Below are 19,381 nucleotides of genomic sequence, written 5' to 3'. Positions count from 1 at the left end.
CTTGCCAAGCAATCCAATGGTTAAGCTTTTGTGTCGATGATTTTCTGCACCCGTTGCGCGAGTTCGGCCAAAGCCTCGTCGCTGACACCGATCTGCGCCAGATGACGCGTCGTGTTGAAGAGGTAATCGGCATTCGGACCGCGTCCGCCGGTCGCTCCGGCGATGATGCGAGCCTGATCGGCAAGGCTGAGACCACCGACATATTGGCAGTGATCGCGGCGCATGACATAGCCGATCGCCTCGACCCGGCGCCCGTCGCGCAGCGAAATCGGCAGCATTTCCTCGCTATAGGCATGGGTCGCGAGCTCGCGTTCACGCAATCCGGCCAAAGTCTCGGGCCAGTCTGTCGCCGCGACGCGCAAGGCAAGCCCCGTGCAGACCGCGCCGTTTTCATGGTCCAGCGCCAGCACCAGTCCGGGGTTTTCCTCGGTGCCGCGATAGACCACCGATTGCATACAGAACCGCCGCGCGTAGCCGTCGACCTGCGCGGTCACACATTCGGCAACCTCGAACCCCGGATCCCACATCAGGGAGCCATAAGCGAAAACCCAATGTTCCGGCATGTTCAGCACGCGTCTTCGGCCCTTTCACGCCATCTTTCCATGCTAGAGAAGTTAGGTCAGGATGACCCGCGTTCCAAGACGGGACATGGAAGAAGAGGCAAGAATGTTCAGATTCCTGATCGTGCTTATCGTGTTTCTGGTTGCACTGGGCGGCGGCTGGTATGCCGCAGAGGGATATCTGGCGCGCGAGGCCCGTGCGGCCCTTGCCGGAAACCCCGCAATTTCGGTCACCGAGATTGCAGAATTGCGCGATCCGCGCCGCATCGGTCTGCGGCTTACGGAGCCCACTTTCGAGGCTGGCGCGGCGCAGGTGAGCGCACCCGCAGTCGAGCTGTTCGCCCGGTTCAGCGCGCCGACGACGCTGGAGGCCGATCTGCCCCCGACACTTGCCATCCGGCCCGAAGGTGCCGCCGAGACGCTTGCGCTTGGCCTGAGCGATGCCCGCGCCCGCGCCCGCGTCTCGCCGCTCCACGAGCTGCAGGTGACGCGCGCCGATCTGTCCTCGGGCGCAATGACGCTCGATCAGGCGCCTTTGGCCAGCGCGCTCAGCGCCGTGCTTCAGCTGACCGCGCTTTCGCACGATTCGCCCAAAGCCGCGCGTGCGGCCTATGACCTCGACCTCGGGCTGGCCGAGCTCGACCTGCGGACCCTGCCGCAACTCGCCACAGCGGTGCTGCCCGAGGGACGGCTGACGCTGAGCAGCAAGGGGCGGCTCTGGCTCAGTTCGGCGATCTCTGTGACAGGCGGGGACGCCCCGCCCGCTCTGGTCGGTCTGCGCATCGATGACACCCAGCTCACGCTCGGCGCGCTCAAGGTCAAGGCGCTTGGCCGGATCCAACGCGATGCGAATGGCCTGAGCGAGGGCGAGCTGATGCTCTACACCGCCGATCTTGATCCGCTGCTGGCATTCGCGGTCTCGACCGGCGCGATCTCGTCGAAATCGGTGCCGCTGATCAAGACGGTGCTGACCTCGCTCTCCAAGGCGACACCCGATCCCGTCCTGGCGGCGAATGGCGCCGAGCCCGCTGCCCCGGCCTATCCGGCGGCGACGGCGGGCGAGATCCGGCTGCCGCTTATCTTCACGGGCGGCAAGATGATGCTTGGCCCGCTTGGCCTTGGCCCCGCGCCGCGCTTTCCCGGCTGAGGCGCCCCGAGCCCAAACAGAAAGGGCGCCAGCTTGCGCGGCGCCCGTTTCTTCTCAATCCTGCCCGGCAGCTTTCGCGGGCTCTGGCTTCGCGGCGTCCGGCGCAGCGGCCCCCGGCGAGCGGCCAAAGTCCGGCGCGGCGGTGTCCTGACCGGCCTCGATAATCCCGCGGCGGATGGCGCGGGTGCGGGTGAAGTAATCGTGCAGATGCTGGCCGTCGCCCATGCGGATGGCGCGTTGCAACACGAAAAGCTCTTCGGCAAAGCGGCCGAGAATATCGAGAACCGCCTCTTTGTTTTGCAAGAACACATCGCGCCACATCGTCGGATCTGACGCCGCGATCCGGGTGAAATCGCGAAAACCGGCGGCGGAATACTTGATGACCTCGGATTCGGTCACGCGTTTGATGTGATCGGCGACGCCCACCATCGTATAGGCGATGAGGTGCGGCGTATGCGAGGTCACGGCCAGAACCGTATCGTGATGCGCCGCGTCCATGTCTTCGACATTCGCGCCGATGCCACGGATGAGCGATGCCAAACGGTCAACCTCGGCGCGGTCCGCGCCCTCGGGCGGGGTCAGAAGCCACCAGCGGTTGCTGAAGAGGCTGGCAAAGCCCGAGCGCGGGCCGGAATGCTCGGTCCCGGCGAGCGGGTGACTGGGGATGAAATGAACGCCCTCGGGGATATGGGGGGCAACGGCCTCGATCACCGCTTGCTTGACCGAGCCGACATCGGTGACGACCGCGCCCTTTTTCAGGAAAGGCGCGATTTCGGCGGCGATCTCGCCCATGGCGCCGACCGGCACGGCCAAGACGATCAGATCGGCGTCGCGCACGGCATCCGCCGCGCTGTCGGTCACGCGATCCACCAGCCCGATTTCGGCGGCGGTGGCGCGGGTCTCGGCGCTGCGGGCATAGCCCACAACCTCGCGCACCAGCCCCGCCTGACGCATAGCCAGCGACATCGAGCCCGCGATCAAGCCAAGCCCGATCAGCGCCACGCGGTCATAGATCACGCTCATGCGGTTTGCCCCGCACCCTGCCCGGCATTGGCGCGGTCGGCCATGAACTTGCCGATGACATGGGCGACGCGGCGGCACGAGGCCTCATCGCCGACGGTGATGCGCAGGCAATTCGGTAGCCCGTAGCCCGGCACACGGCGCACGAGCACGCCTTCGGATTTCAGCGCCTCGTCGCAGGCATCCGCCGTCTCGGGATTGGCAAAGCGCGCGAGGATGAAATTCGCGCAAGAGGTATCCGAGGGCACGCCCTTTTCCGCCAAAGCTTCAGCCAGCCAAGCGCGCATCCGGGCGTTTTCCGTGCGGCAGCGGTTGATATGCTCACGGTCGCGCATCGCAGCTTCGGCGCCATCGAGCGCCGCAACCGAGAGGTTGAAGGGGCCGCGGATGCGGTTCAGCACGTCGATGATCTCGCGCGGGCCATAGCCCCAGCCGACGCGCAACCCGCCAAGGCCGTAGATCTTCGAGAAGGTGCGGGTCATCACGACATTGGGCAGCCGCGTCGCAAGCTCGGCGCCGCCGTCGTAATCATCGACATATTCCGCGTAAGCCGCATCAACGACCAGAATGGCCTGCGGCACGGCGCGCGCCAGCCGTTCCAGATCGGCGAGGCCGACCATCGTGCCGGTCGGGTTGTTCGGATTGGCGACAAAGATCAGCCGCGTGCGCTTGGTCGCGCCAGCGATCAGCGCGTCGATATCGGTAACGCGGTCACGCTCGCGCACCTCGACCGGGGTCGCGCCCGCCGCATGAGCCGAAATTCGATACATCAGGAACCCGTGCTCGGTGAAGAGCACCTCGGTCCCCGGCCCGGCATAGGCTTGGCAGAGGAAGTGGATGATCTCATCCGAGCCCACGCCGCAGATGATGCGATCGGGGTCAAGGCCGTGAACCTCGCCGATGGCCTGACGCAGCCCGGCATGGTCGGTGTTGGGATAACGATGGAGGCTATGGGCCGCGCGGATCACCGCTTCGCGGGCCTTGTCACTGGGGCCGAACGGGTTTTCGTTCGACGAGAGCTTGATCGCATCGGTGCGACCCGCGATCTTCGCCGCGCCACCCTCATAAAGAGCGATTTCCATGATGCCCGGTTGAGGGGCGATGACATTGGTCATAGGACCAGCCTCCGATTAGAGCCGCGGATGTCATAGCGGTCAGCCGGGGCCGTGAAAAGGCCCGTCAATCCCCGGCAGCCAGCGCCTTGTCCAACTGTGGCATGAAGCGTTTCTCCAGATCGTCATGCACCAGCGGTCCCGCATGGCGATAGAGGATCTTGCCTGAACCGTCGATGATGAAGGTCTCGGGCGGCGCGGTCACCCCCCAATCAATGGCGGTGCGCCCGCGCGGGTCGGTGGCGAGCGCGTGGAAGGGATCGCCATGATCGTTCAGAAAGGCGGTCGCCGCAGCCTCGGGATCCTTGAGATCGACGCCGTAGACCGGGATGGTTTTCGACAGCTCGGTCAGGGTCGGATGCTCGGCGCGGCAGGGCGGGCACCAGCTCGCCCAGAAGTTCACGATCTTCACCCCCGGCTGCTTGAGCAGATCGGCGGTGAGCTGGGTCTTGCCGGGCAAGGTCGTTTCCGGGATCGCAGGCGCCTCGCGGCCAACCAGCGTCGAGGGCAGATGCTCGGGATCGCTGCGCCCGGTCATGCCCCAGAGGAACACGCCCGCAAGCCCTGCGAAAACCAGCGGCGGGATCGCCATCAGCGGCGAGAATTTAGCCATTCTTCTCATGCTCCTCGAGCGCGCGGCGCGCTTTCGCATTGGCGATCAGCGTCTGCGCGACCAACCCGACCAGCAGCGCCACCGAGACGCCATAGGCCGACAGAACCACAACGGTATATTTGCCGAAATCAATCATGCGCGATTCTCCCGGGCCAGCAGGGCCGCAAGGCGGCGGCGGCGGATCTCGGTGCGGGTGCGGATCAGGACCAGCGCCACGAAGAGCAGGAAAAACCCGATCATCGAGACATAGAGCGGATATTTATAGGTCGCCGACATGCGCTCGCCCGAGGCGACCGAGAGCGAGGCGCCCTGATGCAGCCCCTGATTCCAGAACAGCACCGCATAGCGCGACAGCAGCGCGAAGACAGAGCCGACGAGGCAGAGGAAGCTCGTCAGATCGGCGGCGCTATCGGCATCCTCGACCGCAGACCACAAAGCCATATAGCCGAGATAGAACAGGAAGAGCACCAGAAACGAGGTCAGCCTCGGGTCCCATTCCCACCAGGTCCCCCACATCGGCTGGCCCCAGATCGCGCCGGTGATCAGCGCGATCAGCGTCATCACCGCGCCAATTGGGGCGGCGGCCTTGGCGGCGAGCGCCGAGACATGGTGACGGCGCACCAGCCAAATGAGCGAGGTGACCAGCATCATCAGCCAGATGTTGATCGCCATCAGCGCGGCAGGCACATGCAGGAAGATAATCTTCACCGTGGCGCCCTGACGGACATCATTCGGGGTCAGAAAGCCCCAGAGCACGCCCCCGATCGCGCAAAGCGCGGCACCCGCCACAGCAAAGGGCAGGATTGCGCCCGAGGTGCGCATGAATTTGGCGGGGTTGGCATATTCCCAGATCGACATTCGTCGTCCCTATCCTGCGGCGGTTCCGCTCTCAAGCCCGTTGACGGGCCATTCACCTCAGATTGACCCGCAGCGCCCCGGCTGCGACGAAAGGCACCAGCGCCAAAGTCGCCAGCGTGATCCCGGCGAGAAAGACCAGAGGCGTCGTGACCGCCTGTCCTGTGGCCGCGCGCCGCACCGCCTCGGCCCCGAAGATCAACGTCGGGATATAAAGCGGCAGCACCAGCAGCGACAGCAAAAGCCCGCCCCGGCGCAGCCCGACCGTCACCGCCGCGCCAAAGGCCCCAAGCATCGAAAGCGCGGGCGTGCCCAGCAGAAGCGACAGCATCATCGTGGCGTAAGCGGGCCCCGGCAGATGCAAAAGCAAGCCAAAGACCGGCGCGGCCAGCACCAAGGGCAGGCCCGTGGTCAGCCAATGCGCCAAAGCCTTGACCGCGACCACCGCCTCTCCGGGCAAGGGAGAGCTCGCCAGCAGATCGAGCGAGCCGTCCTCGTAATCCAGCGCGAAGAGGCGGTCGAGCGAAAGCAGGCAGGACAAAAGCGCGCCGACCCAGAGAATGCCGGGCGCGATCAGCGCAAGCGTGCGGCCCTCGGGGCCGACGCCGAAGGGGACCAGCGTGCAGACGATCAGGAAGAAGGCCAAAGCCAGCCCGAAGCCGCCGCCCGCCCGCGTCGCGAGCCTGAGGTCACGCCATAAAAGCGCCTTCATGCGAAAGCCTCGTTGAAACCGGCCGGGCGATCCGCGTCGGACTTGCGGCTCGGATCGGCGCGGAAGGGCGCGAGATCGAGCAGCCGCGCCTCGGGCAGGCCCAGATCGATATGGGTCGCGATCAGCGCCGCGCCGCCCCGGGCAAGATGGCCGCGCAGGACCTCAGCAAACAGCGCGACCGAGGCGGTATCAAGCGACACCGTCGGTTCATCCAGCAGCCAGACCGGACGGCCGGTGACCAAAAGCCGCGCGAGCCCCAGACGGCGCTTTTGCCCGGCCGAGAGCATATGCGCAGGCCGCGCCGCCAGCGGGCGCAGGTTCATCGCCTCGATGGCCGCGGCAACATCGCTTTGGCCAAAGACCTCGGCCCAGAAACGCAGATTTTCGGTGACGGTCAGCGCCGATTTCAGCCCATCGGCATGGCCCGCATAGGCCAAGGCGTCGGGGGCGGCCTCGATCCGGCCCGCGACCGGCGGTTGCAGACCCGCAAGCGTGCGCAGAAGCGTGGTCTTGCCCAGACCATTCGGGCCGCGCAGAATCAGCGCCTCGCCGGGCGCCAGCGCGAAATCGAGCCCCTCGAGCGTACGCAGCCCGCCGCGCGCCACGGCGAGCTCATGCACCGCGAGAAGCGTCGTCATATCGGCAGAAGCGCGCAGGCGACCCGGCGGCCTTCCGACAAAGTGACGTTATAGCTGCGTGCGGCGGCAGGGGTCGACATCGGCTCGACCGCGACCCCGACCTCGTCAAGCGCCGCGACAAGTGCCTTCGGCGGATAGGCGATCGCCGCCCCCATGCCGAGAAACAGCACATCGACGCGCCCGGCCAAAGCCAGAAGCGTCGCATGATCATCGAGCCCGCCCCAGGGATGGGCACCATCGGCCTCGACCAGCACCGGGCCATGAGTGACTTCGCCCGCGACGCGGAAAAAGCCGGGGCCGTAGCCGTCCACCGGCACGGCCCCGTTGTAATCGGCAGGCTCGACGCTTGCCATCAGCCGATGTCCCGGAACTCTGCGGGAGTCGGGTCTTTCTTGGCGTCCTTGCTCCAATCGCGCTTCACGCCCAGCCAAAGCACGATGTTCTTGGCCATGTAGAGCGTGGAATAGGTGCCGACAAAGACGCCCCACAGCATCGCGAAGACGAAGGAGCGGATCACATCGCCGCCATAGATCAGCATGGCGGTCAGCGCGATTGCCGTGGTCATCCCGGTCATCACCGTGCGCGAGAGCGTCTCGTTCACCGTGAGGTTCATCAGGTCGATCAGCGGCGTGGTCTTGTATTTCATCAAGTTCTCACGAAGCCGGTCGAAGACGACCACCGTATCGTTGACCGAGTAACTGACCACGGTCAGCAGCGCGGCGATGGTGGTGAGGTCAAAGCGGATCTGGAAGAGCGCGAAAATGCCCACCGTCAGCAACGCATCATGGACCATCGAGACCACGGCACCCACCGCAAACTGCCATTCGAAGCGGAACCAGATATAGATCATGATCCCGATCGTCGCCGCCGTGACCGCATAGAAGGCGGTTTTGACCAGCTCGCCCGAAACCTTCGGCCCGACCGATTCGACCGAGACGAATTTCACCGTCGGATCGATCGTCAGCAGGGCGGTATGGACGCGGTCAAGCTCTTCGGGGGTGACAGCCGCATCGCCCTCGCCCGCCGCAAGGCGGATTTGGGTGATGTTCTTGTTCTGGGTGAAGGCATTGTCGAAGATCTCGGTGATCGAGACATCGCCAATTTGAAGCCCGTCCAGCGTCTTGCGGTATTGCGCAATATCGACGGTTTGCGTGCTTTCCGCGCGGATGGTGGTGCCGCCCCGGAAGTCGATACCGAAGTTCAGCCCCATGACCAAGGTGACCACCAGCGAGGCGACCATCAGCACCGCAGATATGCCGAAGGTCAGCCACTGGACGGAGAACCAGTTGATATGGGTTTCCTCGGGAACCAGTTTCAGACGAAATGCCATGACGAATTTCCCTTAGAGGATCAGTTGCTTCGGCTTGCGCCATTCGATCCAGAACACGATCATCAGACGGGTCAGGAAGATCGCGGTAAAGACCGAGGTGACAAGGCCGATGGTGAAGGTGACGGCAAAGCCCTTCACCGGACCAGAGCCAAGGAAGAACATCACAAGCGCCGAGATGAAGCTGGTGAGGTTTGCGTCGATAATCGCGCTCATGGCCTCTTTGAAGCCCTGCTCGACGGCCTTGACGACATTGGTGGTGCGGCGCAGCTCTTCGCGGATCCGCTCATAGATGATGACGTTGGCGTCAACCGCCGTGCCGACGGTCAGCACGATACCCGCGATGCCGGGCATGGTCAGCGTGGCGCCCATCACCGACATGATGCCAAGGATCATGCCGACGTTGATCAGCACCGCGATCGAGGCGAATGTCCCGAACAGGCCATAGCTTGCGATCATATAGGCGACGACGCCCACGGTGGCGATGATCGACGAGATCCGACCGGCGTCGATCGAATCCTGACCAAGCTCGGGACCGATGGTGCGTTCTTCGAGGAAGGTCATCTTGGCGGGCAGCGCACCAGCGCGCAGCAGCACGGCAAGCTGGGTCGATTGCTCGACATTCATCGCGCCCGAGATCTGGCCCGAGCCGGTGGTGATCGCCTGACGGATGACCGGAGCCGAGATCACCTGATTGTCGAGAACGATGGCGAAAGGCTGGCCGATATTGGACGAAGTATAAGCGCCGAAGCGTTTCGCGCCATTCGGGCCGAAGCGGAAATCGACCGCCGCCGCGCCGTTCTGGTCAAAGCTCGGACGCGCATCGACAAGATCCTCGCCGGTGACGACGGGGGTCTCTTCGAGGACGTAGAAAATGCCCTTCTCGTCGATCGAGGGCACCACCATCTGCCCGGGCTGCGCGCGGGTGTTCGGATCGGTGACCCGGCCGACAACCGGGTTGAAGGTCAGCTTCGCGGTGGTGCCGATCAGCGCCTTCAGCTCTTCGGCCGAGCCGATGCCGGGCACCTCGATCAGCACGCGATCTGCGCCCTGACGCACGATCGTCGGCTCTCGCGTGCCGACCTCGTCAACGCGGCGACGCACGATTTCCAGCGTCTGCTGGACGGTGCGGTCGGCGACGGCGGATTTCTCGGCATCCGAGATGCTGATGGTCATACGGTTGCCCGAGCCCGCGATCACCAGATCGCTTTGGCCTGCCCCGGCAAGCGTGGCAACCGGGGTCACATATTTGCGGGCGATCGTAATCGCCTGAGCCATCTGATCGGCATTGCCGATCTCGATGATGAGCTGGTCATCCGGGCCCGCGACGCGGCGCACGGCGCCGACCGTATCGCGTTGCGCGGCCAGATCATTGCGCAGCTCGGGCCAGAGCCCGGTCATGCGCGCCTTGTAGACATCCTCGAGATGGACCTGCCCCAGAAGATGCGCGCCGCCGCGCAAATCGAGGCCAAGGTTCACCAGCGCGGAGGGCAGGAAGCTCGGCCAGCCTGCAATATCTGCGGTATCTTGCGGGGTGGTCGTGCCGGTTTTCTCGATCCGGGCGAGCGCATCATTATGCGTCTCGACCCGGCCATAGAATGCGTTGGGCATCGCCAGCAGCAGCCCCAGGGCGACCAGCCCAAGGATGACGATTCGTTTCCAGAGCGGGATCTGCAGCATGGCGGAGCCGGTCCTCAGTTATTGGCGGCAGCCGGCGCGGTGCGGGTGATGACGTTCGAAATCGACGAACGCACACACCGGACCTTGACGCCCGGGGCGATCTCGACCTCGACTTCACCATCCTTGACGGCCGTGACCTTGCCGAGCAGACCGCCCTGCGTCACGACTTCATCGCCCTTTTTCAGGGCCTCAACCATCGCGCGATGCTCTTTCATCTTCTTCTGCTGCGGGCGGATCATCAGGAAATACATGATGACGAAGACGAGGATCAGCGGCACGAAAGAGGCGAGGCTTGCGGCCCCCGAGGGCGCAGCGCCCGCGGCCTGCGCATAGGCGGGAGTAACGAACATAGAGATATCCCTTGTCTGAACTTCTTGGGGCGAAGCTGCCGCCCGGATTGGCGCGCAAACTATAAGCGCAAGTGGCGAAACGCAAGAAACTGTCGGGCTCGCGGCAGGGATGTGATGCCGCAGCTTTGATTTTCCCCTGCCCCGGCGCAAATGTGGACAAGCTCTCGCGGCTGTGTCAGGTCAGGAAGACAGGCCAAATCCCGAGGAAAACGACCCTGATGAGCGACTTCACCCCCCTCATGCAGAGCGGCGCCCTGCCCGAGATCGACCGGCTGCGCGCCATTATGGCGGTGCTGCGCGATCCCGAAAAGGGCTGCCCCTGGGACATCGAACAGGATTTCGCGACCATCGCCCCCTATACGATCGAAGAGGCTCATGAGGTCGCCGATGCGATCGAACGCGAGGCCTGGGACGAATTTCCCGCCGAGCTGGGCGATCTGCTGCTGCAAGTCGTCTTTCAGGCCCAGATCGCCGAAGAAAAGGGCATGTTCGGCTTTGACGATGTGGCCAAGAAGATCAATGACAAGCTGATTTTCCGCCATCCCCATGTCTTCGGCTCGGAAAACCGCGACAAATCCGCCGAGCAGCAGGTCAAGGATTGGGAGGCGATCAAGGCGGTCGAACGCGCCGCCAAAGCCGAAAAGGGCGTGCTCGACGGGGTGGCGCTTGGCCTTCCCGCGCTGACCCGCGCGGTCAAGCTGCAAAACCGCGCGGCCCGCGTCGGCTTTGACTGGCCGGGCGTCGAGGATGTCATGGACAAGCTCGTCGAAGAAACCGCCGAGGTGATCGAGGCGCGCGACCACAAGGATCAGGCGGCGCTGACCGAAGAATTCGGCGACCTCCTCTTCGTCATGGCCAATCTGGCGCGCCATCTTCAGGTCGATCCCGAAGAGGCGTTGCGCGCGGCCAATACCAAATTCACCCGCCGCTTCCGCTCGATAGAGGCCGCACTTGCCAAATCGGGTCGCCGTCCCGAAGACAGCGATCTGGCCGAGATGGATGCGCTCTGGGACGCCGCCAAAGAGGCCGAACGCGCATGAGCCCGCTGCCCCCTGCAACCATCGGGGGCGGCCTGCTTCCCGACCTGCCCGATCTCGAAGGCCTCGTCGTCACCGAGGTTCTGCGCGACCGGCCCGATCACGCGGTCTTCGCCGTCATCTGGCGCGACCGGCCCTATTTTCTCAAACTGTTCCGCAATCGCGACGCCGCCGATCTGGTGCGCGAGACGGTCAAGACCCTTGATCGTGCCGCCGAGGCTCTGGGTCAGGCGGAAAATGCCGTGGTCAAGCTGCGGCTGGCTTTGCCCGAGGCGGGCATTATCCTGCTCGACCCGGTCAAGGGCGTGCAGCTGACCAACGCGATCGCCATTGCCACTTTGCCCCGGCGCAAGATGCTGATCGCCCGCGCGGGTGGCTGGCTGTCGACGCTCACCGCGACGCGCGAGCGGGGCGTCTTTGGTCCGGGCTTCTGGCTCAAGGGGTTGGAGGACCGCGCCGACCGGCTGGACCCTGATGCCGATGCGGCCCTGATCGCGCGCCATCTGGAAAGGATGCGCGAGCTTGCGCAGGATCTGCGCGGCGCCGATGTCGAGCGCGCCATGACGCATGGCGATTTCACCCCCGACAATTTCTATCTCGATGGCGCGCGGCTGGTTGGCATCGACATGCAGCGCGGCGGCCAAATGGCAGTGGTGCGCGATGTCGGGCGCTTCCTCGTCTGGCTGCAAAGCCGCCGCTCGGAGATGCCCGAAGTGACGCGTCACGGTGTTTCAGCTTCGGATTACGCGGCGCTGCGCTTCGTGCCGGGGCTGCTTGGTGGCGATCAAGAGCCGGTGCTGCGCTTCATGATGGGCGAGATCATGGCCGCTTATTACATTGACGCACGCGGCAAGGTCTTGCGTCGGATGATGCTGGCAGGCGCGATGCGGCGTTGGCAGGAAGAATTCGGCTGACGCGTCCCAGCACCTCTTAGGCGGCGAGTTGGCGGGTCTGGGCCAGCGCCGCGTCATAGACCTCGATCCCGCCCTGCGACGCGCCCTCCGAGAGCACACGCCGCCATTGCCGCGCGCCGGGGCGGCCGTGGAAGAGGCCGAGCATATGGCGGGTGAACTGGTGAAGCCGCCCACCCTCGGCCAGATGCGCCTCGATCACCGGCCGCATGGCATCGGCAACCTCGCCCGGCCCCGCAAAGGGCGGCTCATCGCCATAAAGCCGGTCGGCCTCGCCCAAGACATCCCAAGGCTGATGATAGGCCGCGCGCCCGACCATGACGCCATCCATCGCGCGCAGATGCGCCTCGATCTCGGGCAGGCTCTGGATGCCGCCGTTGATCGAGAGATGTATGTCGGGAAACTCGGTCTTCATCCGATGGACGAGCGGATAATCGAGCGGCGGCACCTCGCGGTTTTCCTTGGGCGAGAGGCCCTGCAACCATGCCTTGCGGGCATGGATGGTCATGCGCCGGATGCCCGCGTCGCGCATGGTCGCGATAAAGGCGGGCAGCACCTCTTCGGGGATCTGGTCGTCCACACCGATGCGGCATTTCACCGTGACCTCGACCGGGCTGACGGCGATCATCGCGGCGACGCATTCGGCGACCAGCTCGGGCCGCGTCATCAGGACCGCGCCGAAACAGCCCGATTGCACGCGATCGCTTGGGCAGCCGACATTGAGGTTGATTTCGTCATAGCCCCAATCCGACGCGACCCGCGTCGCCTCGACCAGCTGCCCCCGTTCCGAGCCACCCAGCTGCAGCGCCAGAGGATGCTCGCCCGCGTCATAGTCAAGCAGCCTGCCCCGCTCGCCATGCACAATCGCCGCCGCCGTCACCATCTCGGTGTAAAGCAGCGCGCGCCGGCTCATCATGCGGTGAAAGACCCGGCAGTTCGACTCGGTCCAATCCATCATCGGCGCAACGGACAGGCGCGCGGCGGTGAGGATCTTGGGGTCTTGCTGGGCCGGGGTCATGGGCTTGCTCCGCTTGCCGGTCGCGCCGGGGCTGGTCAGCTCCGGAGAGAGGGCCAAAAAAGAAGAACCGCGCCAATGGCGCGGTCTGTGCAGATCAGTATCTGACGAGGCAGATTACTTGATCTTGCCTTCTTTGTATTCGACGTGCTTACGAACGACCGGGTCGTATTTGTTGACCGTCATTTTCTCGGTCATCGTGCGGGCGTTCTTCTTGGTGACGTAGAAGTGCCCGGTCCCGGCCGTCGAGTTCAGACGGATCTTGATCGTCGTCGGCTTAGCCATGGTCTTAGCTCCTGCTGCGGGGCCAGCAGCCCATCGCCGCGATTCACCCCAGAAATCCTTGGAAGCCGTCTTTTAGACCGGCGGGCGTCAGAGTCAACCGCATTCTGGCAGGAAATCCGCGCTTTTCACGCCGAATCGCTGCCAGAGACCCGGGCAATGCACAGAAGTTTGGTGATCTGCCCGGTCATATCCTCGATCGGCGCCAGCGTGACCGCGCAAAGCTGTGCCCAGCCGCCCGCTCCCGGACAGATCGCCTCGAACTCGCAGAAATCGCCCTCAAGCGACTGGGCGAGCTGAGCCTTGAGCTGGTCAACCGGAGCCTCGGGCCAGAGCTCCCACCAGAAGCGTCCATGAGGCGCCCCTGCCCCGTTCTGTGCCCCATTCTGCGCACCGGCAGGCGGATGAGCGAGACCCGCCTCAAGGCAGGCTGCCGCGGCGCGGTTCATAAAGGTGACGCGCCCGTCCGGGTCCATGAGATAGACGCTGTCGGGCAAGGCACGCAGCAAGGCCAACGCCAAAGCGGCATTGCTGCCTGCGGCGTCCTCCATGCGGAAAACCCCCGATGCGGGCAGCGACACGGTTGAAGCTCCGGGCAGGCGGGAGGACATGATCTTATTCATGCAGACACCCTTGAGTTGATGATGGCAGTCGTCAACATCCTCACCATAAAGACATATTGACGCTTCTGTCAACGAAAAGCCGGGCGCAGCGTGACTAAACAATTGTTAGTCCACGACTTTTGGCGATCACACCCTTGAGGGTCGAGCGAAAAGGCAATTGCGCGGATGGCCTGTAAGCCGGATTTTGTCCAAGGGTTGCCCCTCTGGATGACCATTCATCTAGGCCCGCCATTGCTGACGGGCTCGAGCTGCCAACCCGGATCTTTCAGGCGAAGGCCGCCCTGCAGGTTGCCCTGCGCAAGATCCCTATTCGGCATTGCTCCCGGTGGGGCTTGCCTTGCCGGTCCGGTTACCCGTCCCGCGGTGGGCTCTTACCCCACCGTTTCACCCTTACCCATCAAGATGGGCGGTCTGTTCTCTGTGGCGCTTTCCCTAGGGTTACCCCCGCCGGGCGTTACCCGGCACCGTGCCTTCATGGAGTCCGGACTTTCCTCGCGGGCCGAAACCCCCGCGGTCATCCAGCCATCCGCGCGGCTTGCGACATAGGGCCGGGCGCGCAGGCGGTCAAGCCAAGACAGTCAGGTGGCGTCGGGACCGTCAGGCAGCGTCACGGCCACGCGCGACCTGCGCCGCGTCGATGCGCGGCATGGCGAGCTCGATCCAATCGGCGAGATCGGCAACCTTGGCCGCCGCCTCTTCTCCCAAAGGCGTCAGGCTATATTCGACATGGGGCGGCACGGTCTGGAAATCGCGGCGCAGCACCATGCCGTCGCCCTCCAGCCATTGCAGCGTCTGCGCCAGCATCCGCTCGCTGACGCCACCAATGCGCTTGCGGATCGCCGAGAAGCGATGCGGACCCAGCCGCAGCACGATCAGCACCAGAACGCCCCAGCGGCTGGTCAGATGCTTCAGCACCTCACGCGAGGGACAGGCCGCCGCCAGCAGATTGCCGCGCCCGTCCAGATCGCCAATCGAATCGGAAAGTTTCATGCTTACCTTTGTGTGCGTACTTACGATTAGTTCGTGCCTTCCCATATGGTGTTTCACAGCGCGGGTCCACAAGCACCCGCCCCACAAAACGGAGTGAAGACCATGTCCCTTGCCATCACCGGCGCCACCGGCCAATTGGGCCGCCTTGTCATTGCCGATCTGAAAACCCGTGTGCCCGCAGGCCAGATCGTGGCCCTTGCCCGCAGCCCGGCCAAAGCCGCCGATCTGGGCGTCGAGGCGCGCGCGTTTGATTATGACAGCGATGTCGGCACGCTTGCGGCGGCTCTGGCGGGCGTGGACAAGCTTCTGCTCATCTCGGGCAGCGAGGTCGGCCAGCGCACCGCCCAGCACCGCAAGGCGATCGAGGCGGCCAAGGCTGCGGGTGTGCGCGAGATCGTCTATACGAGCCTTCTGCACGCCGACACCTCGCCCCTGAGCCTTGCGCGCGAACATGTCGAGACCGAGGCGCTGTTGAAGGCCTCGGGCATTCCCCATGTCATCTTGCGCAATGGCTGGTATGGCGAAAATTACGCGGGCTCGATTGCCGCCGCCGTCCAGCATGGCGCGCTGATCGGTGCAGCCGGTGCGGGCCGGATCTCGGCCGCCGCGCGCAAGGATTACGCGACCGCCGCGAGCGTGGTTCTCAGCAACCAGGGCCATGCCGGCAAGACCTATGAGCTCGCCGCCGATCAAGCCTTCACACTCGCCGATCTCGCCGCCGAGATCTCGGCCCAGACCGGCAAGGACGTGCCCTACAAACACCTCTCGGAAGGTGATTACGCCGCCGCTCTGGCCGGGGCGGGCATTCCTGCAGATTTCGCCGCGATGATTGCGGGCTGGGATGTCGGGGCCTCGAATGGCGCGCTTTATGCCGAGGACAAATCGCTCTCGACCCTGATCGGTCGCCCGACCACGCCCCTGCGCGAGATCGTCAAAGCGGCGCTCTGAGGCCCACCAGTTCTGTAACGAGTGACGGCGGCTCCACCGGGCCGCCTTTTGCGCTCAGAAGGGCACGTCGTCGCTGCCAGCCGCGCTCAGAGGCTGGACATAAGCCGCCTTGATGGTCTTGAAGCCGGTGCCGAATTCGACGGTCAGCGTATCCTCGGCAATCCCCATGATCCGGCCCTTGCCGAATTTCTGATGGAAGACCTCTTCACCCACCGTAAAACCCGCCGCCGGATCGGCATCAATGGTCACGGGCTTTTTGTGAACCGGGGCCGCGTGATGGCTGCTGCGCTCCTGCATCCGCTTCCAGCCCGGAGAATTATAGACATCGGCCTTGGACGCTCGGTCGTAGATCGAGGATTGCCCATAGGGCTGCGCCGCCGCGCCATAGCCGCCGCCGTAAAGGCCGGGCGGGGTCAGGACATCGACGTGATCCTCGGGCAGCTCGTCAATGAAGCGGGAGGGCAGCGAGCTTTGCCATTGGCCATACATCCGCCGGTTTCCGGCAAAGCTGATCGTCGCGAGCTCCTCGGCGCGGGTGATGCCGACATAGGCCAGCCGCCGCTCTTCCTCGAGCCCGCGGGTGCCGCTTTCGTCCATGCTGCGCTGGCTAGGAAACAGGCCATCCTCCCAGCCCGGCAGGAAGACGATGGGATATTCGAGGCCCTTGGCGCCATGCAGCGTCATGATCGAGACCTGCTCAGCCGATTCCTGTTTGTCGGTGTCCATGACCAGCGCGACATGTTCGAGGAAGCCTTGCAGGTTCTCGAATTCCTCGAGCGCCTTGACCAATTCCTTGAGGTTGTCGAGCCGCCCCGGCGCATCGGGCGATTTGTCGTTCTGCCACATCGCCGTATAGCCCGATTCGTCCAAGATCCGCTCGGCCAACTCGACATGGGACACGGTCGAATCGATCGCATCGGCGTGCCAGCGCCCCAGCTGCTCGGTCAGCAGGCGCAAGGCGCCGCCGCCCTTGCCGCCGACCGCGCCCGAGGCCACCGCCGCCGCAGCACCCAGCAGAAGCGGCAGGCCGCGGTCACGCGCCTCGATCTGGACCTTCTGCACCGCCTTGTCGCCCAAGCCGCGCTTGGGAACGTTCACGATCCGCTCGAAAGCCAGATCGTCGTCGGGCGAAACCGCCAGCCGGAAATAGGCCATGGCATCGCGGATCTCTTGCCGCTCATAGAAGCGCGGGCCGCCGATCACGCGATAGGGCAGACCGATGGTCATGAAGCGGTCTTCAAAGGCGCGCATCTGATGGCTGGCGCGCACGAGGATCGCGATGTCATTGAGGCTGCGCTTGCCGATGGCGGCGCGGTGGCCGCCGTGGAAGGCCTCGATCTCCTCACCGATCCAGCGCGCCTCGGCCTCGCTGTCCCAATGGCCGATCAGCCGCACCCTCTCGCCGCCCTCGGCCTCGGTCCAGAGCGTCTTGCCAAGCCGCCCCGAATTGGCCGCAATCAGCCGCGAGGCCGCCGCGAGGATATGCGGGGTCGAGCGATAGTTCTGTTCAAGCCGGATAACCTTGGCGCCGGGGAAATCGCTTTCAAAGCGCAGGATGTTGCCGACCTCGGCGCCGCGCCAACCATAGATCGACTGGTCATCATCGCCCACGACGCAGATGTTGTGATGGGCCTGTGCGAGCAGCCGCAGCCAGAGATATTGCGCGGTGTTGGTGTCCTGATATTCGTCGACAAGGATATAGCGGAAGCGCTCCTGCCACTGGCGCAGAATGTCGGGATGGGCCTGGAACAACGTCACGCAATGCATCAAGAGATCGCCGAAATCGACGGCGTTCAGCGCGAGCAAGCGGTCCTGATAAGCCTGATAGAGCTTCACCCCATAGCCGTCATAGGCGCGGGCATCGCTTTTCGGCACGCGCGACGGCGTCAGCGCGCGGTTCTTCCACGCGTCGATCAGCCCGGCGAGCATTCGCGCGGGCCAGCGTTTCTCGTCGATGTTTTCCGCCGCGATCAGCTGCTTCAGCAGCCGGATCTGATCGTCGGTGTCGAGAATGGTGAAGGTCGTCTTCAGATGCAGGTCGGCATTGCCGATCAGCTCGGCATGGCGGCGCAGGATCTTGACCGAGACCGAGTGAAAGGTGCCAAGCCAGGGCATCCCCTCGACGGTTTCGCCCAGAAGCCGGGCGATACGGTCCTTCATCTCGCGCGCGGCCTTGTTGGTGAAGGTCACCGCGAGAATCTGGCCATGCCGCGCCTTGCCCTGCATCAGCAGATGCGCGATCCGCGTCGTCAGCGCCCGGGTCTTGCCGGTCCCTGCCCCGGCAAGCAGCAGGACGGGGCCGTCAAGCTCTTCGACCGCCGCACGCTGCGCCGGGTTCAGACCGTCAAGATAGGGCGTCGGCCGCACGCCCATCGCCCGCTGGGACAGAGGGACGGGGGCCGCGGCCGCCTCGAAAGGATCGAAATCGTCATACTGGCTCATAGCGTCACCATAGCGGGCGCGAGGCCGCATGAAAAGCGTGTGTTCACGCCTTGTTCCGAAACTCGTTAAGCCCGCAGCGCCGAGAAGGTCGTCGGATCAAGGCTCGATTGCGCGAAAGTCGGCCCCGAGGTCAGCAAGCTGACCGCATCATGCGAATGCAGCGATTCCTGATGGCTGGCAATGACGCGGAAATCGCCGATGCGCGGATCCTTCAGAAGCTGGTCGGCAAAGGCGCGGACCGCATCCTCGACAAAGATCGGATTGGCGGCGTTGAGTTCGGCAAAAGCCTGCTCGTCCTCGCGCTTGACCATGACCTGCGTCTCGGTCGGCACGGCGGCGCGGCAGATCGCGACCATATCCTCAAACCACAGCTTGCCATCCTCGGGCAGCATCACCGCCGAGATCCGCGCGATCGAGCGCTGCGAATGCGGCGTCGCCAATTGCCCGCGCGTGTTGCGGGCATGCTCCGACAGCTCGAGCGAGCACGGGCAGGTCGAGCTATAGACATAGTCGAAATGCATGATGCGCAGCCGCTCGCCGCCCTGCTCGATCAGCTCGAGCGCGATGTCGTAATATTGCCAGCCCGAGAGGCCAGAGCGCAGCGAGCCCACCTCCATCGGATAGGAAAAGCGCATCTGGATGCGGGCGTCGAAACTGTCGAGGTCGCTTTTATAGTCGTCGAGCGCCTCGGAGATCACCGCGAGCGAGAAATCCTTGTTCGCATGGGCATAGAAGGACCGCATGATGCGACTCATGTTGATGCCCTTGCGGTCGGCCTCAAGGCTGACCGTGCCGGTGACGCTGGTTTCCAGCGTGATCTCACCGCCATCGCGTTTCAGATAGCGAATCGGCAGGCGGAAATTCGAGATGCCGACATGTTGGATCGGTGCATTCGCCCCGACGATCAGGCTCGCGGGGCCATTCTGCAGATCGGGCAGCGTGGCCTTATAGGCCTCGTCCACCTTGAAATCGGCGGGATAGGTCCGGCTATAGACCGGCTGGCTGGTGTTCACGGGCCGAACATGGGTCATGGCATTCTCCTCGCGCGGAAGGATGAATATGGGGCGTCAGGGGCCCGAAAGGAACCCCTGATTAACCAGCTTCATACCGAGGGCCCAT

Annotated in this window: 22 protein-coding genes and 1 other RNA gene; 4 read left to right on the top strand and 19 right to left on the bottom strand. The window is 64.4% G+C overall.

All coding sequences use genetic code 11. The features are described 5' to 3' along the window. Window positions 1–20 precede the first annotated feature (20 nt). Window positions 21–563, bottom strand: coding sequence for a gamma-glutamylcyclotransferase (locus JCM7686_RS04675; RefSeq protein ID WP_041527595.1), 543 nt, complete (start codon window positions 561–563; stop codon window positions 21–23). A 103-nt stretch (window positions 564–666) separates the two neighbouring features. On the opposite strand from JCM7686_RS04675, the gene JCM7686_RS04670 reads away from it, so the two are divergent. Next, window positions 667–1,707: a DUF2125 domain-containing protein gene (locus tag JCM7686_RS04670; RefSeq protein WP_020949710.1), complete on the top strand. Its 1,041-nt coding sequence runs from the start codon at window positions 667–669 to the stop codon at window positions 1,705–1,707. A gap of 54 nt (window positions 1,708–1,761) precedes the next feature. On the opposite strand, the gene JCM7686_RS04665 is transcribed toward JCM7686_RS04670, so the two are convergent. The 11 genes from JCM7686_RS04665 to yajC form a co-directional block, all read right to left on the bottom strand. Further along, a complete protein-coding gene (locus tag JCM7686_RS04665; RefSeq protein ID WP_020949709.1) occupies window positions 1,762–2,730 on the bottom strand; it encodes a prephenate/arogenate dehydrogenase family protein in 969 nt (322 codons plus the stop codon). Further along, window positions 2,727–3,842 carry a histidinol-phosphate transaminase gene (gene hisC, locus JCM7686_RS04660; protein ID WP_020949708.1) on the bottom strand — a complete coding sequence of 372 codons (1,116 nt, stop codon included), beginning with the start codon at window positions 3,840–3,842 and terminating at the stop codon, window positions 2,727–2,729. The genes JCM7686_RS04665 and hisC overlap by 4 nt, the downstream gene beginning before the upstream one ends. Window positions 3,843–3,906: 64 nt before the next feature. Then, window positions 3,907–4,452, bottom strand: coding sequence for a DsbE family thiol:disulfide interchange protein (locus JCM7686_RS04655; RefSeq protein ID WP_020949707.1), 546 nt, complete (start codon window positions 4,450–4,452; stop codon window positions 3,907–3,909). Continuing rightward, complete coding sequence (ccmD, locus tag JCM7686_RS04650) at window positions 4,445–4,588, bottom strand: heme exporter protein CcmD (protein WP_020949706.1); 144 nt, start codon at window positions 4,586–4,588, stop codon at window positions 4,445–4,447. The genes JCM7686_RS04655 and ccmD overlap by 8 nt, the downstream gene beginning before the upstream one ends. After that, the gene (locus tag JCM7686_RS04645; RefSeq protein WP_020949705.1) at window positions 4,585–5,310 is read right to left on the bottom strand and encodes a heme ABC transporter permease; all 726 of its coding nucleotides are present in this window, start codon (window positions 5,308–5,310) and stop codon (window positions 4,585–4,587) included. The genes ccmD and JCM7686_RS04645 overlap by 4 nt, the downstream gene beginning before the upstream one ends. Before the next feature lie 52 nt (window positions 5,311–5,362). Beyond that, on the bottom strand, window positions 5,363–6,019 hold the full coding sequence (ccmB, locus tag JCM7686_RS04640; protein WP_020949704.1) for a heme exporter protein CcmB: 657 nt from the start codon (window positions 6,017–6,019) through the stop codon (window positions 5,363–5,365). Next, window positions 6,016–6,657: a heme ABC exporter ATP-binding protein CcmA gene (gene ccmA / locus JCM7686_RS04635; protein WP_020949703.1), complete on the bottom strand. Its 642-nt coding sequence runs from the start codon at window positions 6,655–6,657 to the stop codon at window positions 6,016–6,018. Before ccmA ends, ccmB begins: the two co-directional genes overlap by 4 nt. Then, the gene (locus JCM7686_RS04630) at window positions 6,654–7,010 is read right to left on the bottom strand and encodes an Mth938-like domain-containing protein (protein WP_020949702.1); all 357 of its coding nucleotides are present in this window, start codon (window positions 7,008–7,010) and stop codon (window positions 6,654–6,656) included. The genes ccmA and JCM7686_RS04630 overlap by 4 nt, the downstream gene beginning before the upstream one ends. Further along, entirely contained in the window at window positions 7,010–7,987 is a 978-nt protein-coding gene (gene secF, locus JCM7686_RS04625) for a protein translocase subunit SecF (protein WP_020949701.1), read from the bottom strand. Before secF ends, JCM7686_RS04630 begins: the two co-directional genes overlap by 1 nt. 12 nt (window positions 7,988–7,999) lie before the next feature. Beyond that, on the bottom strand, window positions 8,000–9,664 hold the full coding sequence (gene secD / locus JCM7686_RS04620; protein WP_020949700.1) for a protein translocase subunit SecD: 1,665 nt from the start codon (window positions 9,662–9,664) through the stop codon (window positions 8,000–8,002). Window positions 9,665–9,678: 14 nt separating this feature from the next. Continuing rightward, the gene (gene yajC / locus JCM7686_RS04615; RefSeq protein WP_020949699.1) at window positions 9,679–10,014 is read right to left on the bottom strand and encodes a preprotein translocase subunit YajC; all 336 of its coding nucleotides are present in this window, start codon (window positions 10,012–10,014) and stop codon (window positions 9,679–9,681) included. 218 nt (window positions 10,015–10,232) lie between these two features. Here yajC and mazG point away from each other — a divergent pair, with 218 nt between their 5' ends. After that, complete coding sequence (gene mazG / locus JCM7686_RS04610) at window positions 10,233–11,054, top strand: nucleoside triphosphate pyrophosphohydrolase (RefSeq protein ID WP_020949698.1); 822 nt, start codon at window positions 10,233–10,235, stop codon at window positions 11,052–11,054. Continuing rightward, window positions 11,051–11,965 (top strand): phosphotransferase, encoded by a 915-nt coding sequence (locus tag JCM7686_RS04605; RefSeq protein ID WP_020949697.1) that lies wholly within the window; start codon window positions 11,051–11,053, stop codon window positions 11,963–11,965. The genes mazG and JCM7686_RS04605 overlap by 4 nt, the downstream gene beginning before the upstream one ends. A gap of 16 nt (window positions 11,966–11,981) precedes the next feature. Here the strand turns inward: JCM7686_RS04605 and dusA are convergent, their stop codons facing one another. The 5 genes from dusA to JCM7686_RS04585 form a co-directional block, all read right to left on the bottom strand. Continuing rightward, window positions 11,982–12,980: a tRNA dihydrouridine(20/20a) synthase DusA gene (gene dusA, locus JCM7686_RS04600; protein WP_020949696.1), complete on the bottom strand. Its 999-nt coding sequence runs from the start codon at window positions 12,978–12,980 to the stop codon at window positions 11,982–11,984. A gap of 114 nt (window positions 12,981–13,094) precedes the next feature. Next, the gene (gene rpmG, locus JCM7686_RS04595; RefSeq protein ID WP_011750518.1) at window positions 13,095–13,262 is read right to left on the bottom strand and encodes a 50S ribosomal protein L33; all 168 of its coding nucleotides are present in this window, start codon (window positions 13,260–13,262) and stop codon (window positions 13,095–13,097) included. Between the two features lie 125 nt (window positions 13,263–13,387). Beyond that, window positions 13,388–13,882 (bottom strand): PAS domain-containing protein, encoded by a 495-nt coding sequence (locus tag JCM7686_RS04590; RefSeq protein ID WP_020949695.1) that lies wholly within the window; start codon window positions 13,880–13,882, stop codon window positions 13,388–13,390. Window positions 13,883–14,039: 157 nt separating this feature from the next. Continuing rightward, window positions 14,040–14,412: RNase P RNA component class A (gene rnpB, locus JCM7686_RS23605), an RNA gene on the bottom strand. Window positions 14,413–14,479: 67 nt separating this feature from the next. Next, on the bottom strand, window positions 14,480–14,872 hold the full coding sequence (locus JCM7686_RS04585; protein WP_041527127.1) for a winged helix-turn-helix transcriptional regulator: 393 nt from the start codon (window positions 14,870–14,872) through the stop codon (window positions 14,480–14,482). A 102-nt stretch (window positions 14,873–14,974) separates the two neighbouring features. On the opposite strand from JCM7686_RS04585, the gene JCM7686_RS04580 reads away from it, so the two are divergent. Then, window positions 14,975–15,820 (top strand): SDR family oxidoreductase, encoded by an 846-nt coding sequence (locus JCM7686_RS04580; protein WP_020949693.1) that lies wholly within the window; start codon window positions 14,975–14,977, stop codon window positions 15,818–15,820. Window positions 15,821–15,874: 54 nt separating this feature from the next. Here the strand turns inward: JCM7686_RS04580 and JCM7686_RS04575 are convergent, their stop codons facing one another. Next, window positions 15,875–18,262: an ATP-dependent helicase gene (locus JCM7686_RS04575; protein WP_020949691.1), complete on the bottom strand. Its 2,388-nt coding sequence runs from the start codon at window positions 18,260–18,262 to the stop codon at window positions 15,875–15,877. A 65-nt stretch (window positions 18,263–18,327) separates the two neighbouring features. After that, complete coding sequence (gene folE2 / locus JCM7686_RS04570) at window positions 18,328–19,293, bottom strand: GTP cyclohydrolase FolE2 (RefSeq protein WP_020949690.1); 966 nt, start codon at window positions 19,291–19,293, stop codon at window positions 18,328–18,330. Window positions 19,294–19,381 lie beyond the last annotated feature (88 nt).

It is taken from the genome of Paracoccus aminophilus JCM 7686, assembly GCF_000444995.1.
GTDB classification, from domain to species: domain Bacteria; phylum Pseudomonadota; class Alphaproteobacteria; order Rhodobacterales; family Rhodobacteraceae; genus Paracoccus; species Paracoccus aminophilus.
Note: the sequence above shows the minus strand (reverse complement) of the source record. Positions and strands in the feature narration are given on the sequence as shown.

What these genes read in the sequence shown, in the direction of transcription:
- JCM7686_RS04675 (WP_041527595.1), bottom strand. Translation starts at nt 563, where the DNA reads ATGCCGGAACATTGGGTTTTCGCTTATGGCTCCCTGATGTGGGATCCG.
- JCM7686_RS04670 (WP_020949710.1), top strand. Translation starts at nt 667, where the DNA reads ATGTTCAGATTCCTGATCGTGCTTATCGTGTTTCTGGTTGCACTGGGC.
- ccmB (WP_020949704.1), bottom strand. Translation starts at nt 6,019, where the DNA reads ATGAAGGCGCTTTTATGGCGTGACCTCAGGCTCGCGACGCGGGCGGGC.
- hisC (WP_020949708.1), bottom strand. Translation starts at nt 3,842, where the DNA reads ATGACCAATGTCATCGCCCCTCAACCGGGCATCATGGAAATCGCTCTT.
- ccmD (WP_020949706.1), bottom strand. Translation starts at nt 4,588, where the DNA reads ATGATTGATTTCGGCAAATATACCGTTGTGGTTCTGTCGGCCTATGGC.
- JCM7686_RS04655 (WP_020949707.1), bottom strand. Translation starts at nt 4,452, where the DNA reads ATGGCTAAATTCTCGCCGCTGATGGCGATCCCGCCGCTGGTTTTCGCA.
- JCM7686_RS04665 (WP_020949709.1), bottom strand. Translation starts at nt 2,730, where the DNA reads ATGAGCGTGATCTATGACCGCGTGGCGCTGATCGGGCTTGGCTTGATC.
- JCM7686_RS04585 (WP_041527127.1), bottom strand. Translation starts at nt 14,872, where the DNA reads ATGAAACTTTCCGATTCGATTGGCGATCTGGACGGGCGCGGCAATCTG.
- JCM7686_RS04590 (WP_020949695.1), bottom strand. Translation starts at nt 13,882, where the DNA reads ATGAATAAGATCATGTCCTCCCGCCTGCCCGGAGCTTCAACCGTGTCG.
- mazG (WP_020949698.1), top strand. Translation starts at nt 10,233, where the DNA reads ATGAGCGACTTCACCCCCCTCATGCAGAGCGGCGCCCTGCCCGAGATC.
- JCM7686_RS04580 (WP_020949693.1), top strand. Translation starts at nt 14,975, where the DNA reads ATGTCCCTTGCCATCACCGGCGCCACCGGCCAATTGGGCCGCCTTGTC.
- secD (WP_020949700.1), bottom strand. Translation starts at nt 9,664, where the DNA reads ATGCTGCAGATCCCGCTCTGGAAACGAATCGTCATCCTTGGGCTGGTC.
- yajC (WP_020949699.1), bottom strand. Translation starts at nt 10,014, where the DNA reads ATGTTCGTTACTCCCGCCTATGCGCAGGCCGCGGGCGCTGCGCCCTCG.
- JCM7686_RS04605 (WP_020949697.1), top strand. Translation starts at nt 11,051, where the DNA reads ATGAGCCCGCTGCCCCCTGCAACCATCGGGGGCGGCCTGCTTCCCGAC.
- dusA (WP_020949696.1), bottom strand. Translation starts at nt 12,980, where the DNA reads ATGACCCCGGCCCAGCAAGACCCCAAGATCCTCACCGCCGCGCGCCTG.
- JCM7686_RS04645 (WP_020949705.1), bottom strand. Translation starts at nt 5,310, where the DNA reads ATGTCGATCTGGGAATATGCCAACCCCGCCAAATTCATGCGCACCTCG.
- folE2 (WP_020949690.1), bottom strand. Translation starts at nt 19,293, where the DNA reads ATGACCCATGTTCGGCCCGTGAACACCAGCCAGCCGGTCTATAGCCGG.
- JCM7686_RS04575 (WP_020949691.1), bottom strand. Translation starts at nt 18,262, where the DNA reads ATGAGCCAGTATGACGATTTCGATCCTTTCGAGGCGGCCGCGGCCCCC.
- rpmG (WP_011750518.1), bottom strand. Translation starts at nt 13,262, where the DNA reads ATGGCTAAGCCGACGACGATCAAGATCCGTCTGAACTCGACGGCCGGG.
- ccmA (WP_020949703.1), bottom strand. Translation starts at nt 6,657, where the DNA reads ATGACGACGCTTCTCGCGGTGCATGAGCTCGCCGTGGCGCGCGGCGGG.
- secF (WP_020949701.1), bottom strand. Translation starts at nt 7,987, where the DNA reads ATGGCATTTCGTCTGAAACTGGTTCCCGAGGAAACCCATATCAACTGG.
- JCM7686_RS04630 (WP_020949702.1), bottom strand. Translation starts at nt 7,010, where the DNA reads ATGGCAAGCGTCGAGCCTGCCGATTACAACGGGGCCGTGCCGGTGGAC.